Source organism: Pseudomonas sp. Bc-h (assembly GCF_002080045.1).
Taxonomy (GTDB): Bacteria; Pseudomonadota; Gammaproteobacteria; order Pseudomonadales; family Pseudomonadaceae; genus Aquipseudomonas.
Genome location: NZ_MUIN01000011.1, coordinates 579,449 through 596,409 on the forward strand (window position 1 = coordinate 579,449; position 16,961 = coordinate 596,409).

13 protein-coding genes are annotated in these 16,961 nt (G+C 58.9%); 7 read left to right on the top strand and 6 right to left on the bottom strand.

Annotation, left to right across the window (positions count from 1 at the left end; genetic code table 11):
* Nucleotides 1-3: 3 nt before the first annotated feature.
* Both BWR59_RS22965 and BWR59_RS22970 read left to right on the top strand, forming a co-directional pair.
* A complete protein-coding gene (locus BWR59_RS22965) occupies nt 4-3,132 on the top strand; it encodes an efflux RND transporter permease subunit (RefSeq protein ID WP_081567910.1) in 3,129 nt (1,042 codons plus the stop codon).
* Nucleotides 3,129-4,595, top strand: coding sequence for an AdeC/AdeK/OprM family multidrug efflux complex outer membrane factor (locus tag BWR59_RS22970; protein ID WP_081567911.1), 1,467 nt, complete (start codon nt 3,129-3,131; stop codon nt 4,593-4,595). Before BWR59_RS22965 ends, BWR59_RS22970 begins: the two co-directional genes overlap by 4 nt.
* A gap of 100 nt (nt 4,596-4,695) precedes the next feature.
* On the opposite strand, the gene pcaD is transcribed toward BWR59_RS22970, so the two are convergent.
* The 4 genes from pcaD to pcaR form a co-directional block, all read right to left on the bottom strand.
* Entirely contained in the window at nt 4,696-5,484 is a 789-nt protein-coding gene (pcaD, locus tag BWR59_RS22975) for a 3-oxoadipate enol-lactonase (RefSeq protein ID WP_081567912.1), read from the bottom strand.
* An 87-nt stretch (nt 5,485-5,571) separates the two neighbouring features.
* A complete protein-coding gene (locus BWR59_RS22980; RefSeq protein ID WP_081567913.1) occupies nt 5,572-6,861 on the bottom strand; it encodes an MFS family transporter in 1,290 nt (429 codons plus the stop codon).
* Between the two features lie 191 nt (nt 6,862-7,052).
* The gene (gene pcaF / locus BWR59_RS22985) at nt 7,053-8,255 is read right to left on the bottom strand and encodes a 3-oxoadipyl-CoA thiolase (protein ID WP_168184527.1); all 1,203 of its coding nucleotides are present in this window, start codon (nt 8,253-8,255) and stop codon (nt 7,053-7,055) included.
* 181 nt (nt 8,256-8,436) lie between these two features.
* Nucleotides 8,437-9,279: a pca regulon transcriptional regulator PcaR gene (gene pcaR / locus BWR59_RS22990; RefSeq protein WP_081567914.1), complete on the bottom strand. Its 843-nt coding sequence runs from the start codon at nt 9,277-9,279 to the stop codon at nt 8,437-8,439.
* An 831-nt stretch (nt 9,280-10,110) separates the two neighbouring features.
* On the opposite strand from pcaR, the gene BWR59_RS22995 reads away from it, so the two are divergent.
* Together BWR59_RS22995 and BWR59_RS23000 are read left to right on the top strand one after the other, a co-directional pair.
* Nucleotides 10,111-10,308, top strand: coding sequence for a hypothetical protein (locus BWR59_RS22995; protein WP_081567915.1), 198 nt, complete (start codon nt 10,111-10,113; stop codon nt 10,306-10,308).
* Nucleotides 10,309-10,543: 235 nt separating this feature from the next.
* Nucleotides 10,544-12,016 carry an inorganic phosphate transporter gene (locus BWR59_RS23000; RefSeq protein ID WP_081567916.1) on the top strand — a complete coding sequence of 491 codons (1,473 nt, stop codon included), beginning with the start codon at nt 10,544-10,546 and terminating at the stop codon, nt 12,014-12,016.
* A gap of 118 nt (nt 12,017-12,134) precedes the next feature.
* Here the strand turns inward: BWR59_RS23000 and BWR59_RS23005 are convergent, their stop codons facing one another.
* The gene (locus BWR59_RS23005) at nt 12,135-13,625 is read right to left on the bottom strand and encodes a helicase HerA-like domain-containing protein (RefSeq protein ID WP_081567966.1); all 1,491 of its coding nucleotides are present in this window, start codon (nt 13,623-13,625) and stop codon (nt 12,135-12,137) included.
* 215 nt (nt 13,626-13,840) lie between these two features.
* On the opposite strand from BWR59_RS23005, the gene BWR59_RS23010 reads away from it, so the two are divergent.
* The 3 genes from BWR59_RS23010 to BWR59_RS23020 are packed head-to-tail and all read left to right on the top strand — an operon-like array spanning nt 13,841 to nt 16,711.
* Nucleotides 13,841-14,953: a glycosyltransferase family 1 protein gene (locus tag BWR59_RS23010; RefSeq protein WP_081567967.1), complete on the top strand. Its 1,113-nt coding sequence runs from the start codon at nt 13,841-13,843 to the stop codon at nt 14,951-14,953.
* A complete protein-coding gene (locus BWR59_RS23015) occupies nt 14,946-15,719 on the top strand; it encodes a polysaccharide deacetylase family protein (RefSeq protein WP_081567917.1) in 774 nt (257 codons plus the stop codon). Before BWR59_RS23010 ends, BWR59_RS23015 begins: the two co-directional genes overlap by 8 nt.
* Nucleotides 15,716-16,711: a lysylphosphatidylglycerol synthase transmembrane domain-containing protein gene (locus tag BWR59_RS23020; protein ID WP_081567918.1), complete on the top strand. Its 996-nt coding sequence runs from the start codon at nt 15,716-15,718 to the stop codon at nt 16,709-16,711. Before BWR59_RS23015 ends, BWR59_RS23020 begins: the two co-directional genes overlap by 4 nt.
* Here the strand turns inward: BWR59_RS23020 and BWR59_RS23025 are convergent.
* The gene (locus BWR59_RS23025; protein WP_081567968.1) at nt 16,688-16,879 is read right to left on the bottom strand and encodes a hypothetical protein; all 192 of its coding nucleotides are present in this window, start codon (nt 16,877-16,879) and stop codon (nt 16,688-16,690) included. The genes BWR59_RS23020 and BWR59_RS23025 overlap by 24 nt on opposite strands.
* Nucleotides 16,880-16,961: the final 82 nt, after the last annotated feature.

Sequence of the window (16,961 nt, forward strand, 5' to 3'; positions counted from 1 at the left end):
TCCATGTCGAAGTTTTTCATCGACCGTCCCATTTTCGCGTGGGTAATTGCCCTCGTGATCATGCTGGTCGGAGCTTTATCGATCCTCAACTTGCCGATCAACCAGTACCCGGCGATTGCGCCGCCGGCCATCGCGATTCAGGTGACCTACCCAGGTGCGTCTGCACAGACCGTGCAGGACACCGTGGTTCAGGTGATCGAACAGCAGATGAACGGTATCGACAACCTGCGCTACATCTCTTCGGAAAGTAACTCCGATGGCAGCATGACCATCACCGTTACCTTCAACCAGGGGACTAACCCGGACATCGCGCAGGTTCAGGTACAGAACAAGCTGAACCTGGCGACCCCGCTGCTGCCCCAAGAGGTGCAACAGCAGGGCCTGCGCGTCACTAAGGCCGTGAAGAACTTCCTGTTGGTGGTCGGTCTGGTATCCGAAGACGGCAGCATGGGCAAGGAGGACTTGTCCAACTACATCGTGTCCAACATTCAGGACCCCATCGCGCGTACGCCAGGTGTGGGTGACTTCCAGGTGTTCGGTGCACAGTATGCGATGCGTATCTGGCTCGACCCGGACAAACTGAACAACTTCCAACTGACCCCGGTCGACGTGAAATCCGCCATTACTGCGCAGAACGTTCAGGTATCGTCCGGTCAGATTGGTGGTCTGCCTGCCGTCAAAGGTCAGCAACTCAACGCAACCATCATCGGCAAGACGCGCCTGCAAACCGCCGAGCAGTTCGGCAACATCCTGCTTAAGGTCAATCAGGACGGCTCGCAAGTACGCCTCAAAGACGTCGCAAGCATTGGCCTGGGCGGCGAAAACTACAGCGTCGACGCACAGTTCAACGGCAAGCCTGCTTCGGGTCTGGCGATCAAACTGGCCACCGGCGCCAACGCCCTGGACACTTCCAAGGCGATCCGCGACACCCTTAGCCGACTTGAGCCGTTTTTCCCGCCAGGCATGAAAGTCGTTTACCCGTATGACACGACGCCAGTCGTCAAGGAGTCGATCACCGGCGTGGTACACACCCTGGGTGAAGCGATCATCCTCGTGTTCCTGGTGATGTACCTGTTCCTGCAGAACTTCCGCGCCACCGTCATCACCACGCTGACGGTACCGGTGGTATTGCTGGGGACTTTCGGCATTCTTGCGGCAGCCGGCTTCACCATCAACACGCTGACCATGTTCGGTATGGTGTTGGCAATCGGCCTTTTGGTGGACGATGCCATCGTTGTGGTGGAGAACGTCGAGCGGGTAATGGCCGAGGAGCATTTATCTCCCCGGGACGCGACCCGCAAGTCCATGGAGCAGATCCAGGGCGCGCTGGTAGGTATCGCCATGGTGCTCTCGGCCGTACTGCTGCCAATGGCCTTCTTCGGCGGCTCGACCGGTGTGATCTATCGGCAGTTCTCGATCACCGTAGTATCCGCCATGGCGCTGTCGGTGCTGGTCGCGTTGGTCTTCACGCCGGCACTCTGCGCCACCATGCTCAAACCGATCAACCCGGAAAAACACGGTCAGCCGCGCAAGGGTTTCTTCGGCTGGTTCAACCGCACCTTTGATCGCAGCGTACTGAGCTACGAGCGTGGCGTCGGTAATGTCATCCGCCACAAGATCCCGGCATTCCTTGTTTACATACTGATCTTCGCCGGCATGATCTGGATGTTCACCCGCATTCCGACGGCGTTCCTGCCTGAAGAAGACCAAGGTGTGATTTTCGCCCAGGTCCAGACACCGCCAGGCTCTACTGCCGAGCGGACGCAAGGCACCCTGGACAAGATGCGTGAGTTCCTGCTGACCGACCCGGGCGTCAAATCGGTATTCTCGGTCAACGGCTTCAACTTCGCAGGCCGTGGTCAAAGCTCGGGGCTTGCGTTCGTGTTGCTCAAGCCGTGGGAAGAGCGTGACTCCTCCAACAGCGTGTTTGAAGTGGCCAAGCGTGCACAGCAGCACTTCTTCGGCTTCCGCGACGCGATGTCCTTCGCTGTTGTTCCTCCTGCGGTGCTGGAACTGGGTAACGCCACCGGTTTCGACGTTTACCTGCAGGATCAGGCTGGCCTGGGCCATGAAAAGCTCATGCAGGCGCGTAACCAACTGTTGGGCCTGGCGTCACAAAGCAAGGTTCTGGCAGGCGTACGCCCCAATGGCCTGACGGACGAGCCTCAGTACCAGTTGATCATTGACGACGAAAAAGCCCGCGCTCTGGGCGTAACGCAGTCCGACATCAACACCACCCTGTCGGTGGCCATGGGCGGCAGTTACGTCAACGACTTCATCGACCGTGGCCGCGTCAAGAAGGTCTACATCATGGGTAACCCGAAATCCCGGATGAGCCCTGAAGACCTGAAGAAATGGTACGTGCGCAATAGCAGCGGCACGATGGTACCTTTCGATGCCTTCGCGGGCGGCGAATGGGTATTCGGCTCGCCGAAACTGTCGCGTTACAACGGTGTTCCCGCTGAAGAGGTCCTCGGTACCCCGGCCCCGGGCTACAGTACCGGTCAGGCGATGGCCGAGATCGAACGTCTGTCCAAGCAGTTGCCGCAGGGCATCGGCTATTCCTGGACAGGTCTGTCATTCGAAGAACGACTCTCCGGTTCGCAGGCACCAGCGCTGTACGCGATTTCCGTACTCGTCGTATTCCTCTGTCTGGCGGCGCTGTATGAAAGCTGGTCGATCCCGATTGCCGTTCTGTTGGTCGTCCCGCTGGGTGTCATCGGTGCGTTGATGGCAACGAGTTTGCGCGGCCTGTCCAACGACGTGTTCTTCCAGGTAGGCCTGTTGGTGACGGTGGGCCTGGCGGCGAAGAACGCCATTCTGATCGTCGAGTTTGCCAAGGAGCTGCACGAGCAAGGCAAGAGCCTGGCCGACGCGGCAATCGAAGCGTGCCGGATGCGTCTGCGTCCGATCGTGATGACGTCCATGGCGTTCATCCTCGGTGTGGTACCGCTGACCATTTCCACCGGCGCAGGCTCAGGTAGCCAGCATTCGATCGGTACTGGCGTAATCGGCGGTATGATTACCGCGACTATTCTGGCGATCTTCTGGGTACCGTTGTTCTTCGTATCGGTATCCTCGCTGTTCAAGAGCAAACAGAAACACATCCCACACGATGAGGCTGGCCAATGAGCAAGTCCCTGATCTCTCTGGCAGTTACCGCGTTCGTGCTTAGCGGCTGCTCGTTGATCCCTGATTACAAGCAACCTGCAGCACCGGTGGCCGCTCAGTATCCGCAAGGTCCGGCGTACTCGCCGGCCGAAGCGGCCAACCAGGCAGCCGCCGAACAGGGCTGGCGTCAGTTTTTTCATGACCCGGCCCTGCAACAGCTGATTCAGACGGCCCTGACCAACAACCGCGACCTGCGTGTCGCGGCCCTGAACATCGACGCCTACCGTGCGCAGTACCGCATTCAGCGTGCGGATCTGTACCCGGCAGTGAACGCTGAAGCCACCGGAACCCGTCAGCGGGTTCCGGGGGACCTGTCGCAGACTGGCGAATCCGGTATCACCAGCCAGTACTCGGTGGGTCTGGGTGTCAGCTCCTATGAGCTGGACCTGTTCGGTCGTGTTCGCAGCCTGAGCGAGCAGGCTCTGGAAACCTACTTCGCTGGCGAAGAAGCCCGTCGCAGCACGCAGATCAGCCTGGTGGCCAACGTCGCCAACGCTTATCTGACCTGGGAAGCGGACAAGGAGCTGCTCAAGCTGACGCAAGACACCCTCGGTGCCTTTGAAGAAAGCTTGCGCCTGACCTCGCGCAGCAACGAAGTGGGTGTGGCCTCGGCACTGGACCTTGCGCAGTCGCGTACCTCGGTGGAAAGCGCCCGCGTCAGTCTGGCTCGCTACCAGCGTCTGGTCGCGCAGGACGAGAACAATCTGGTCCTGCTGCTGGGTACCGGCCTGCCTGCCAACCTGCCAGCGCCGCAGCCGTTGAGCGCCGATATGCTCAATGAAATGCCAGCGGGCTTGCCTTCCGAATTGTTGCAACGTCGTCCGGACATCCTTCAAGCCGAACACAGCCTGAAGGCCGCCAACGCCAACATCGGCGCGGCACGCGCAGCGTTTTTCCCGAGCATTAGCCTGACGGCCAGTGCCGGCACTGCGAGCGGTGATCTGAGCGGATTGTTCAAAGGCGGTTCGGGTACTTGGCTGTTCCAGCCAACGATCAATCTCCCGATCTTCAACGCGGGCAGCCTGCGCGCCAGCCTGGACTACTCGAAGATCCAGAAAGACATCGGCGTCGCCAACTACGAGAAGGCCATTCAGACCGCGTTTCAGGAAGTCTCCGACGGCCTGGCCTCGCGCAAGACTTTCGTCGATCAGCTCAAGGCGCAGACCGATTTCGTCAACGCCAACCAGGACTACTACCGCCTGGCAGAGCGTCGCTATCGTATCGGCGTCGACAGCAACCTGACCTTCCTCGATGCCCAGCGTCAGTTGTTCAGCGCGCAACAGTCGTTGATCACCGATCGCCTGTCGCAGCTGTCTGCCGAGGTCAATCTGTACCGCGCCCTCGGTGGCGGCTGGTACGAGCAGACCCAGACCGGTCAGAAAAAACCGACTTCGGGCGATGTGCCTGAAATGCGCATGTTCTGATTCACCGCTCATAAGAAACCCACCGCAAGGTGGGTTTTTTATGCCTGCTCACACAGCAAACCTATCTGTGGATGACGGCCTTCGTCACTCCAGTTGGCGCTCAGCTCAACAGAAATTCCGTCACCCGCAAGCTGAACGTCTCGCCCAACTCAACGCTCGACAGGTGCGCCGCGTAGTAATCCGACAGCTGCGACCCATGAATGTGGTTCTGCAGATAGTGCCCGTCTGCGACGGTCGTCACCGAATCATGACTGCCACAAATGATCAGCGTGTCGACGGTGATCGATCCCACCTGCTTGCGCAAATCCGCGTCACGCACCGCCGCGCAACATGCGGCATAGCCCAGCGGTGAAGTCGCCGCCAGAACGTCGGTTACCGCCGCGACCTTATCCGCATGATCGCGGGCGAAGTCTGGGGTAAACCAGCGTCCTACCGCGCCGGCACCCAATTCCTTCATCGCTTGCTCGCCGCCCTTCTCCACCATCTCGATGCGAGGCCCCCACATTTCAGGGCCACCGATCTTCGCCGCGGTGTTGCACAGAATCAGCTTGTGCAGACGGTTGTTGGCATGAATTCCCAGCCACTGACCAATCAGCCCACCCATGGACAGGCCACAGAAATGCGCCTTTTCAACTTTCAGCGCATCGAGCAGCGCCAGTACATCGCGCCCGAGTTGCTCGATGGTGTACGGGCCTTGAGTGACAAGGGATTTGCCATGGCCACGCGTGTCGTAACGCACGACGCGGAACGACTTGCTGAACGATGCGATCTGCGCGTCCCACATGTGCAGATCGGTACCCAGCGAATTGGACAGGACCAGCACCGGCGCACCCGCAGGGCCCTCGATCTGATAATGCAGTTCACCGTCTTCAAGTTGTACGAATGCCATAGCAGCTCCCTTTTGTTGAGCACTTTGCGAAAAAGTCATTGAAGAGTATGGATGACGCGCGCCCGATCACAGGCGCGCGCGATTGAATCAGAGATCTTCGTGCAGGTACGCCGGCTTCTTCGGCAACCGCAGGCTGAACAGGAAGGCAATCGCCATCATGGCGGTGACGTACCAGTAGAACGTACTTTCAATGCCCATGTTCTTGAAGTTCAGCGCGACGAATTCCGCTGAACCGCCAAAGATCGCATTAGCCACGGCGTACGCCAGACCGACGCCCAGTGCCCGCACCTGGACCGGGAACATTTCGGCTTTTACCAGACCGCTGATCGAGGTGTAGAAACTGACGATTGCCAGTGCCAGGGTGATGAGCACAAACGCCAACACCGGACTGGTGGTGGTTTTGAGCGTCATCAACAGCGGCACGGTGCACAGGGTTCCCAGGCCACCGAACCACAGCATCGAGGCGCGTCGGCCGATCTTGTCCGCCAGAGCGCCGAACACCGGCTGCATGCACATGTAAAGGAACAGCGCGCCGGTCATGATGTAGCTCGCGACCTTGGGGTCCATGTGAACAGTGTTCACCAGATACTTCTGCATGTAAGTGGTGAACGTGTAGAAAATCAGCGAACCACCAGCGGTGTAACCAAGCACGGTAATGAACGCGGCTTTGTGATCGCGAAACAATGCCGCGATGCTGCCGGCGTCTTTGTCCTGACGCACTTCAGCGGTGGTGGTTTCCTTCAGCGAGCGACGCAGCAGCAGCGAAATCACTGCGGCAATGGCGCCGACCACGAACGGAATCCGCCAGCCGTAGGCTTTGAGCTCATCGGCGCTGAGGAATTGCTGCAGGATGACCACGGTCAGGACCGCCAGCAACTGGCCGCCGATCAGCGTTACATACTGGAAAGAGGCGAAGAACCCACGCTGCCCCCGCAGCGCGACTTCGCTCATATAAGTCGCCGTGGTGCCGTATTCGCCACCCACCGACAGCCCTTGGAACAGGCGCGCGATCAGCAACAGAAACGGCGCCCAGGCACCGATCGAGGCGTAGGTCGGCAGACAGGCGATGACCAGCGAGCCCGCGCACATCATCAGGACCGAGATCATCATCGAGTTCTTGCGGCCATGCTTGTCGGCCACACGACCGAACAGCCAGCCGCCGATGGGACGCATCAGGAAGCCCGCGGCAAACACGCCCGCCGTGTTGAGCAGTTGCACGGTCGGGTCATCGGACGGGAAGAAAGCCGGTGCAAAGTAGATCGCGCAGAAGGCATAGACATAGAAGTCGAACCATTCCACAAGGTTGCCTGAAGAGGCACCTACAATCGCAAAAATCCGTTTGCTCCTTTCTTCTCCGGTGTAGTGAGTCGTTGTCATTATTTTTCCCCAGTTTTTTAAAAGACCAGTCGGTTCGACCAGGATCCAACCACCAGTCTACGACATAGTCTGCAACACTTAGACTTAAGCAGTAACACTTCGACATCACAAGGACAACCGCCCAAGCCGTCGAGTGGCCTTTTCGTGGAGGCAATCGACAGCTCGGGTAGTTGATTTCAGACGTGTGTCGCTTATCTTTCTATTGCCAGAGCCAAGCCCTGTCCTACACCGACGCACATGGTAGCCAGTCCCTTGCTGCCGCCGGTTTTCTCCAATTGATGCAACGCTGTCAGTACCAGGCGTGCTCCGCTCATTCCCAAAGGGTGGCCCAAGGAAATGGCGCCTCCGTTCGGGTTGACCTTCGGCGAATCGTCGGCGATGCCCAGTTCACGCATGACGGCCAAGCCTTGGCTGGCAAAGGCTTCGTTGAGTTCGATGACGTCGAAGTCCGAAACTGCCAGCCCCAGGCGCTCAACCAGCTTGCGCACCGCCGGAACCGGGCCGATGCCCATCACGCGTGGCTCGACGCCAGCGCTGGCCATGCCCAATACCCTGGCGCGAGGTGTGAGACCGTGCTTCTCGACCGCTTCGGCCGAGGCGAGAATCAGCGCCACGGCGCCGTCGTTCAGACCGGCAGCGTTGCCTGCGGTCACTGTCTTGCCAGCGCCATTGACCGGCTTGAGCTTCGCCAGTCCCTCCAGGCTTGTATCGGCGCGCGGATGCTCGTCCTTGTCGACGACGGTTTCACCCTTTTTGTGAGCGATACGCACCGGCACGATTTCTTCAGCGAAGAAACCCGACGCCTGGGCCGCTGCCGTGCGCTGCTGGCTGCGCAAGGCAAAAGCATCCTGGTCTTCCCGAGACACCTTGAAGTCCTCGGCTACGTTGTCTCCGGTCTGCGGCATGGTCTCGACGCCGTACAGATCCTTCATCTGGGGGTTAACGAAGCGCCATCCCAGCGTGGTGTCTTCAAGCTTCTGACCGCGCCCGAAGGCGGTGTCAGCCTTGCCCATTACGAACGGAGCGCGGGACATGGACTCGACGCCCCCGGCAATCGCCAACTCCATCTCGCCGCAGGCAATGGCACGGAACGCCGTCCCGACAGCATCCAGACCCGAGGCGCAGAGTCGGTTCAAGGTCATGCCCGGCACGGTTTCGGGCAGGCCCGCCAACAACGCAGCCATACGCGCGACATTACGATTGTCTTCACCAGCCTGGTTAGCGCAGCCGAGGAATACCTCGTCAACTTCATTCCAGTTCACTGATGGATTGCGCTCCATCAAGGCCCTGATCGGTAATGCCGCCAAATCATCGGCCCGAACCGTGGCCAGTGCGCCGCCAAAACGGCCGATGGGGGTGCGGATGGCGTCGCAGATGAAGACATCACGCATCATGGAAAGAGTTTCAGCCATGGGTGCTCCAGGTTCAAAAATCTCGATCGGAGAGCGGCGCACTGAGCAGCGCCGGAATGAGATTCAGGTTAAGCCTGAGCGTAAGGCGGGACAATCCGATAACCGACTAACCGTTCGATAATCGAACAGATAGTAGAGTCCTCGCCTGAGCTTGTAGCACCAGTCAGGTGAACAGCTGTGTGCTCAGATCACGGCTGGCATCGAGCATGATCGGGAGAAACTTCTGCTCCAGTTCGTTGCGTGTCACTCGCCCCGCACTGGTACTGACGTTGAGCGCTGCAAGCACCTGGCCCGACGCGTCGTACACTGGCACGGCGATGGAGCGCAAACCCTGCTCCAGCTCCTGATCGACAATGCACCACCCCTGCTGACGAACCTGTTCCAGGCATTCAAGCAGCGCCTCGGGGGTTCGCAGGGTACGGCTGGTCTTGGGTTGCAGATCGGCATGATCCAGGTATTCGTGCAGCGACACATCGTCCAGCGCCGCCAGAAGAATCCGGCCCATGGACGTGCAATAGGCTGGTAGACGACCGCCCACCGCCAGGTCTACCGAGATCAGACGCTGAGTCGTCGCAGAGCGCGCTATATAAAGGATGTCATCGCCTTCCAGCGTGGCCATGTTGCAGGCCTCGTGCAGCTGATTGCTCATGCGATCCAGATAAGGCTGGGAAGAAACCGCCAGCGGCGTCGACGACAGATACGCATGGCCAAGGGTGAGCACCTTCGGCAGCAGAGAGTAGGTACGGCCGTCGGTCGTTGCATAGCCCAGCTTGATCAGCGTGTGCAGGCACCGCCTGACAGCTGCGCGAGGAATTTCAGTGCGGTGGCTGATCTGCGCAATGGTCAGGTGTCGCTTGCGTTCCTGAAAGGCTTGAATGACCGCCAACCCGCGCGCCAGCGACGTCATGAAATCCGGATCACCTGTCAGGGCCTGAATCCGCTTGGCCGGGGACGCCACGATGGGCGGAGCCAGAGAGGCAAAGGAATTTCGCAGTTGATCGTTCATGTGACACCGTTCGTCGTGGCCACGGAGGCCTTCTGTTGCGCCACTCTCGCCTCTTTTCAATGCGACGGCAAGGGCGAATTGGGCGATTATCGAACCAGTGGCCGATAATCGCAATTGACCCGTTGCCTCGTTGCTTATACCTTTCACACGCCACCATGTGGCTTCTTGGAAATACTGGTCAGGTACCCACTGAGAAGTCCCAGGCAACGGCCTTGCTAATCGCGAGGCCGTTTTTGTTTCTCTCCTCCCCACCTTGAATTTCGTTTGTAAGGATCCGGATACAACGACATTGATCGGACCGTCGGATTTCTCAGGAATTACGTCGCCAGTTTTTTGTCTCAGGACTTCCGGAATTGAATAACAAACTACTGTCGTAAATTTCACTGCCAGAAACTTCGGAAGCTTCGTACACGAAAAGAGTATTTGTCCTCTGTAATTGATTAGATGCCCTTTGCGCAGTTGACTCTTTGCATATTCTTGGAGATAGTACCGGCAGTTGACGCGCTATAACGCTGAGGCGTGTGTGACGTCCAAGCCCAATCTGGCGTGGATCCAATCACCCGCTGCATGCACTACCCGAGTGCACTGCCCAGCGATAGACAGGCCAGAAGCCTGGTCAATGAGCCAGCCTCCTGGCAACCCGAGAAAGAGAATGTAGCTACGACAGCAATGTCGTTCTGGTGCCCGTAGCCGCATGTGACTGAAGTGTTTATTACTTTCGCCAAAGACTCATCGCAAACGTTTATCTTCACGCCGATCTGTCAATGGTTTCCCGCACTTTCAGTCACTGCGTTATCGCCAGAACCAAACTCGACACGATCAGGTAATAACGTGACCAAAGATGAACTGCGCGCAGAATTAGAGCGCCAGGAACAACGTTACAAGGAAGTGTACGGTGGCGAAGTGACCACCTACGCCGCTCAACCCGAGCCTGAACGCAAGCCTTGGCGCAAACGCGCCAGCCTGCTGGACCAAGCGTTCAAGCAAGAACTTCAGAAGATGGAAAGCGAGCTAAAAGAAGAGCCTTGATGGCGGTTTCTTGAATCGCCGTGGGCGTGAACGGCGCTCAACTGCTCGATTCCCCCTTGCCCGGTTTCAGCTAAGGTGAAGCTTGCGCGCTTGCGTTTCGCTTCCTGACAGGAAGTCAACGGCCTGGATGAACAGAATTTTCGTTGCAGGTTGCTACCAATTGGCGGCTTGCCTATCGATTAGTTTTTTTTCTGTCATAATCCCGCCCCCTTAATACCGGGTCAGAAAACCTTCCATGATCGATTTATTCAGCGGACTGGATGCTTGGGTGATTGTGAGCCTGCTGCTCGCCCTGGCTTTTGTCCTCACCTTCGAGTTCATCAACGGCTTTCATGACACCGCCAACGCGGTGGCGACAGTCATTTACACCAAGGCCATGCCGCCTCACCTGGCGGTGTTCTTCTCGGGTGTGTTCAACTTTCTCGGGGTGTTGCTCGGCGGCGTCGGCGTGGCTTATGCCATCGTTCACCTGCTGCCGGTCGAGCTGCTGATCAACGTCAACACAGGTCATGGCCTGGCAATGGTGTTCTCGCTGCTGGCCGCTGCGATCACCTGGAACCTGGGTACGTGGTACTTCGGTATCCCCGCTTCCAGCTCCCATACGCTGATCGGGTCGATACTGGGCGTAGGTCTGGCCAACGCATTGATCAACAACATTCCGTTGGCCGACGGGGTGAACTGGCAGAAGGCAATCGATATCGGCGCCTCGCTGGTGTTCTCGCCGCTGATGGGGTTCATCGTCGCAGCGCTCGTGCTCCTTGGTCTCAAGGCTTGGCGTCCATTGTCGAAGATGCACAAGACCCCGGAACAGCGCCGCAAGCTCGACGACAAAAAACACCCGCCGTTCTGGAACCGTCTGGTACTGGTGATTTCAGCGATGGCCGTCAGCTTCGTACACGGCTCCAACGATGGTCAGAAAGGTATCGGCCTTATCATGCTGGTGCTGATCGGTATCGTACCGGCGCAGTTCGTTCTGGACCTGAGCACCACTACCTACCAGATCGAGCGTACCCGCGACGCGACGCTGCATCTGAGCCAGTTCTACCAGCGCAACAACGCGACGCTGGGCGAGTACCTGGCGCTGGGCAAATCGACCACTGGCGACCTGCCCGAGCGTTTCAGCTGCAATCCCGAGCAGACCGAGCCGACCATCGATGCCCTACTGACCAATCTCAAAGGCGTGACCGACTACCGCAGCCTCGCGCCTGAACATCGCATCGAAGTTCGCCGCTATCTGCTGTGTCTGGACGATACCGCGCGCAAGGTTGGCAAGCTGCCGACGCTTGATGCCCGGGAAAAGTCCGACCTCGAGAAACTGCGCAAGGACCTGACCACCACCACCGAATACGCACCGTTCTGGGTGATCTTTGCGGTCGCATTGGCGCTGGGTATTGGCACCATGGTCGGCTGGAAGCGTGTGGTTTTGACCATCGGCGAGAAAATCGGCAAGCAAGGCATGACCTACGCACAGGGCATGTCGGCTCAGATCACCACCGCCAGTGCCATCGCCCTGGCCAACGTGTTCAGCCTGCCGGTGTCGACCACTCACATTCTGTCGTCCGGTGTGGCCGGGACCATGGTCGCGAACAAGAGCGGCCTGCAAGGCGGCACCGTGCGTAACATCCTGTTGGCCTGGGTATTGACCCTGCCAGCGACCGTCGCACTCTCGGCGGGTCTGTTCTGGCTGGCGTCCAAAGCGCTGGCTTGATCCAGGATCTATCCGTATTGATTGACCCATAGCAGTCCGGCTTGCCGGCGGTAGCGACTTAAAAGTGCCTCCGCCAGCTAGCCGGACTGCTACAGGACATCATCCAATCTTCAATTCTCTAGCGCCGTTTCTTGCTCCCGCCGAGCAACGACCCCATCAAGCCTCGCACCAACTCCCGCCCGATCTGATTGGCCGCCTGACGCATCGCGCTCTTGACCGCCTGCCCTGCCAGCCCCCCCAGAAACCCACCGGCCATATCGGCAAAACCGCCCTCGGATTTTTCCTCACCGGCTGAGGCCGTCCCCGCTTCAGGCACTGTTCCCTTGCGCGCCAGGAGCATTTCATAGGCGGACTCACGATCAACCGGTTTGTCATAACGCCCGGCCAATGGCGACTGAGCGATCAACGCCGCGCGCTCTGCTCCACTCAACGGCCCGATTCGCGACTGCGGTGGCGCTACCAGCACTCGCTGGACAATCTCCGGCGTGCCTTTTTCCTGCAATGTCCCCACGAGAGCCTCGCCGATGCCCAACTCCGTCAGCACCGTGAGCGCATCAAACTCGGGGTTGGGCCGAAAGCCGTCGGCCACTGCTCTGAGAGACTTTTGCTCTTTGCTGGTGAAGGCGCGCAGACCATGCTGAACACGCAGCCCAAGCTGGGCGAGGATGTTGTCCGGCAGATCGCCCGGTGACTGAGTGACGAAATACACGCCAACGCCCTTGGACCGAATCAACCTGACCACCTGTTCAAGGCGATCCTGCAACGCCTTCGGTGTATCGGCGAATAGCAGATGCGCCTCGTCGAAGAACAGCGCCAGCAACGGTTTGTCGGCATCGCCGCGTTCCGGCAGCTGCTCGAACAATTCGGCCAGTAACCACAGCAGGAAAGTCGCGTAGACCTTTGGCGCTTCGTGCACCAGACGACTGGCATCGAGCAGGTGGATACGCCCACGCCCATCACTGGCGGGCTGCAGAATGTCTTCAAGGTGCAGCGCCGGTTCGCCGAACAGCGCCTCGGCGCCCTGTTGCTCCAAGACCGCCAGTCGGCGTAACAATGCCTGACTGGATCCGGTGGTCATCAGCGCACTGTCTTCTCCCAGCACTTGCGGGTTATCACGCAGGTAATTGAGCAGCGCCTTGAGATCCTTGATATCCAGAAGCAGCAAACCTTCGCGGTCAGCGACCTTGAATGCGGCGTAAAGCGCCGATTGTTGGCTGTCGGTGAGTTCCAGCAGGCTTCCCAGCAGCAAGGGCCCCATCTCGGACAACGTCGTGCGCAACGGATGTCCAGATTCCCCGTGGACATCCCACAACGTCACCGGATACCCCTGAGGTTTGTGGTTCAGCCACGGCATGCCGGCGATGCGTTCGGCGATCTTGCCTTGCGGGTTTCCCGCCGCGCCGAGGCCGCAGAGGTCGCCCTTGATGTCCGCTGCGAACACCGCCACGCCGGCATCACTGAACACTTCAGCCAGGCGCTGAAGGGTCACCGTCTTGCCTGTGCCCGTGGCGCCTGCCACCAGTCCGTGCCGATTGGCCAGACGCAACGCCTGGCCGATTGGCTGACCGTCGAGGCCTGCGCCAATGAGAATTTGTCGAGAGTCCGGCATGTCTTCACCCACGGATCACACTGTCGTTATCTGAACGGCCGACGCAGCATAGCTACTGGGCCAGCCCTGAATCGCCAACCCAAGTCGGCTCCTTCACTCTAGTCCAAGCCGCGAGATGCCCACTACAGGGCGGGCCTTGCGCACGCAATCCTGAACGAACATCTATTATTGAGAGTGGTCAACCAAGGATGAAACGCCGTCGGATGGAGGCAATCGTGCATATCGCTGACATGACCATGTTCTACGCCCCTGCCAGTGGTGGTGTGCGTACTTATCTGGATGCCAAGCATCGTCGGCTGGCGCTTTATCCCGATGTTCGACACAGCCTTCTGATTCCCGGCCCCGGCGTCGCCCATAAAGATGGCGTGTACAGCGTTCCTGCCCCGCCTGTTCCATTCGGCAACGGCTATCGTTTTCCCTTGCGCGTGGCGCCCTGGCGAAAGGCCCTTCACGATCTTCAGCCAGATCTGATCGAGGCTGGCGATCCCTATCTCACCGCATGGGCCGCGCTGGACGCGCGGCGTCAACTAGATGTGCCAGTGATCGGCTTCTATCATTCCGACCTGCCGCTGCTGGTCAGTAACCGTATCGGCAACTGGCTGGGGAATAACGTCGAGACCTACGTCAGCAAACTCTACGGCAACTTCGACCGGGTTCTCGCCCCCAGCGCCGCCATGGCTGAAAAGCTGACGCGTTTGGGCGTTCGAAATGTGCACGTTCAACCTTTGGGTGTCGACCTCGAAACTTTCGCCCCTTCTCGGCGTGATTCCGGGGTAAAAGCGCAACTGGGACTGAACGAAGACACTCGCCTTTTAATATTCGCCGGAAGAGGTTCGCGCGAGAAAAATCTGGACGTGTTGCTCGGTTGCATGAAACTGCTGGGCAAGGACTATCATCTGCTGCTGGTGGGTTCCCACATGCCCAAAAAGGTGCCAAAAAACGTTTCGGTCATTGATCACTTCTGCCCGGCTGCGCGAGTCGCACGACTACTGGCCAGTGCCGATGCACTGCTGCATGCCGGCGATCAAGAAACGTTCGGCCTGGTGGTGCTTGAAGCCATGGCCTGCGGCACGCCGGTGGTTGCGGTCGATGCAGGGGCTTTTCGCGAGCTCATTCCCGAAGGCTGCGGGTTGTTATGCGAACCCAATCAACCGAAAGCGATGGCTGCGGCTGTACGCCAGCTGTTCCGGAATGAAACCTCAGTCAAAGGGCGCGCGGCACGCCTGCATGTTGAACGACATTACGCTTGGGACGCTGTGGTATTGGGCTTGCTCGGCCATTACCAATCGGTACTTGGTTCAACTGCGGCGGCCTACGCTCATGGCTGAGACGACGAATGAGCGCAGTGTTTTACTGGTCCTGCACGACGTGGCGCCCCAAACGTGGCAGGACTATCGCCCTTTTATCGAAACTGTCGACGCACTGGGCAACATTCCCATGACCTGGCTGGTTGTCCCGGACTTTCACAAAGCAGACCTTGTTGATAAATCGCCCTCCTTTCAACGCCTCATGCATGAGCGTCTCGCCCGTGGTGATGAACTGGCCCTGCATGGCTATTACCATTGCGACGACAGCCCTGCTCCGCGCACCCCGCAGGATTTTTTCATGCGCCGCATTTACACCTGGGAGGGAGAGTTCTATACCCTCGACCGCCAGCAGGCGATGCAACGCCTGGAAGCGGGGATGGAAGTGTTTCAGCACAACGACTGGCCGGTGCGTGGCTTTGTCGCCCCCGCCTGGCTCATGAGTAAAGGCACTCGGCAAGCGCTGAGTCAGTTGCCGCTGGACTACACCAGTGATGCCCAACACCTGTATCGTCTGCCGGACTTTTCCCCGATCGATGCACCGGGTATCGTCTGGAGCGCTCGCAGCGCCTGGCGTCGCGGGATGTCGAAAATCATCAGCGATCATCGTGAGGCTCATTTGCAAACTGCCCCCACCATTCGCCTGGGTCTGCACCCGGTGGACATGCGTCATGAGTTTTCCCGCAACTACTGGCTGCATACCCTGACGCGTCTGCTGGAAAACGGCCGCGTACCGATGACCAAATTCGACTGGCTGCAACGCCAGCGCACCTTAAGGTCGGCGGCGTGAAGCGACTGGCGTGGCTCACAGTGGTTCTGTTACTGGCTTTGCTTATCCCCTTCTTTATGGGCGGCGCGGACATGTTCCATCGCCTGCGCAATTTTCCGCTCTCACTGCTGCTGGGCATGTTCGGCATGGTTCTGGTGGGTTGGTGCATGAACACCATGCGCCTGCGCCTGCTGTTGGGCGACAGCGCCAGCGGGCTGGGCATGCGCAAGAGTCTCGGCGTGGTCATGGCCACGGAGTTCGCCTATTGCGCGACGCCGGGAGGCAGTGGTGCGCCATTGACGCTGGTCGCGCTGCTGTCGCGCAGCGGAATCGGCCCGGCAAAAAGCACGGCCGCGTTTGCAACAGATCAGCTCAATGATCTGGTGTTCTTCCTGCTCGCGCTGATCGGCATCCTCATCTATGCGGTATTTCACAAACTCAGCGAAAACCTTGAGTGGATGCTCATAGCAAGCGCGCTGCTGATCGGCGCAGGTCTGTGCGCCTGTGCAGGTTTCGCGCGCTATCATCGGCGCATCATCCTGTTCAATGGCAAGCTGCTCAAACGCCTGAAACGCAAAAACACCACCCTTATTCGCTGGGCGCGCAAACTCCTGCATTTTCGCGACGCGCTGGCCGAAACCTGGAAGATGCCTCATCGCATTCTGCTGAAGGTGTTCGCGTTGACCTGTATTCACTGGAGTCTGCGCTACAGCGTGATGTATTTGGCTTTGCAGGGACTGGGGGTCGACATCGACTGGGCGTGGACATTCCTGGTGCAGATGCTGTCCCTGAGTGCCGGGCAGTTCAGTCTGTCGCCAGGTGGGGCGGGCGCTGCGGAATTGACGTCGGCGGCCTTGCTGGCGCCGATGGTGGGCAAATCGACGGCGGCGGCCGCGATTCTGATCTGGCGGATCGTCACCTACTACTTCTACCTGGTGGCAGGCGGCCCGGTGTTCTTGCTGATGGTCGGGCGTCCGTTGCTGATCAAGCTACTTCGGATCAAAACTGCCTGAATTTTCATCGCCCTGGGCTTCAGGTTTGAGCTGCTCCCACAACTGCTGCGCACCTTCGAACTCGGTGCCATCTTCGGGCGACAACGCATCGGGGTCGTAACGGCTGAGGCAACCTTCACCAAGGGTTGGCGGGGCTTTGGAGGTGGCTTTGTCGAGCGGATCGGTCATGGCCTGGCCCTTCGGATCTACGAAAAATGACTGTGGGAGCGAATTCATCCGCGAGACATCGGTGCATTCACCGCATCTTTGC

Coding starts and splice junctions, on each gene's coding strand:
- BWR59_RS22965 (WP_081567910.1), top strand. CDS start 4: ATGTCGAAGTTTTTCATCGACCGTCCCATTTTCGCGTGGGTAATTGCC.
- BWR59_RS22970 (WP_081567911.1), top strand. CDS start 3,129: ATGAGCAAGTCCCTGATCTCTCTGGCAGTTACCGCGTTCGTGCTTAGC.
- pcaD (WP_081567912.1), bottom strand. CDS start 5,484: ATGGCATTCGTACAACTTGAAGACGGTGAACTGCATTATCAGATCGAG.
- BWR59_RS22980 (WP_081567913.1), bottom strand. CDS start 6,861: ATGACAACGACTCACTACACCGGAGAAGAAAGGAGCAAACGGATTTTT.
- pcaF (WP_168184527.1), bottom strand. CDS start 8,255: ATGATGCGTGATGTCTTCATCTGCGACGCCATCCGCACCCCCATCGGC.
- pcaR (WP_081567914.1), bottom strand. CDS start 9,279: ATGAACGATCAACTGCGAAATTCCTTTGCCTCTCTGGCTCCGCCCATC.
- BWR59_RS23000 (WP_081567916.1), top strand. CDS start 10,544: ATGATCGATTTATTCAGCGGACTGGATGCTTGGGTGATTGTGAGCCTG.
- BWR59_RS23005 (WP_081567966.1), bottom strand. CDS start 13,625: ATGCCGGACTCTCGACAAATTCTCATTGGCGCAGGCCTCGACGGTCAG.
- BWR59_RS23015 (WP_081567917.1), top strand. CDS start 14,946: ATGGCTGAGACGACGAATGAGCGCAGTGTTTTACTGGTCCTGCACGAC.
- BWR59_RS23025 (WP_081567968.1), bottom strand. CDS start 16,879: ATGACCGATCCGCTCGACAAAGCCACCTCCAAAGCCCCGCCAACCCTT.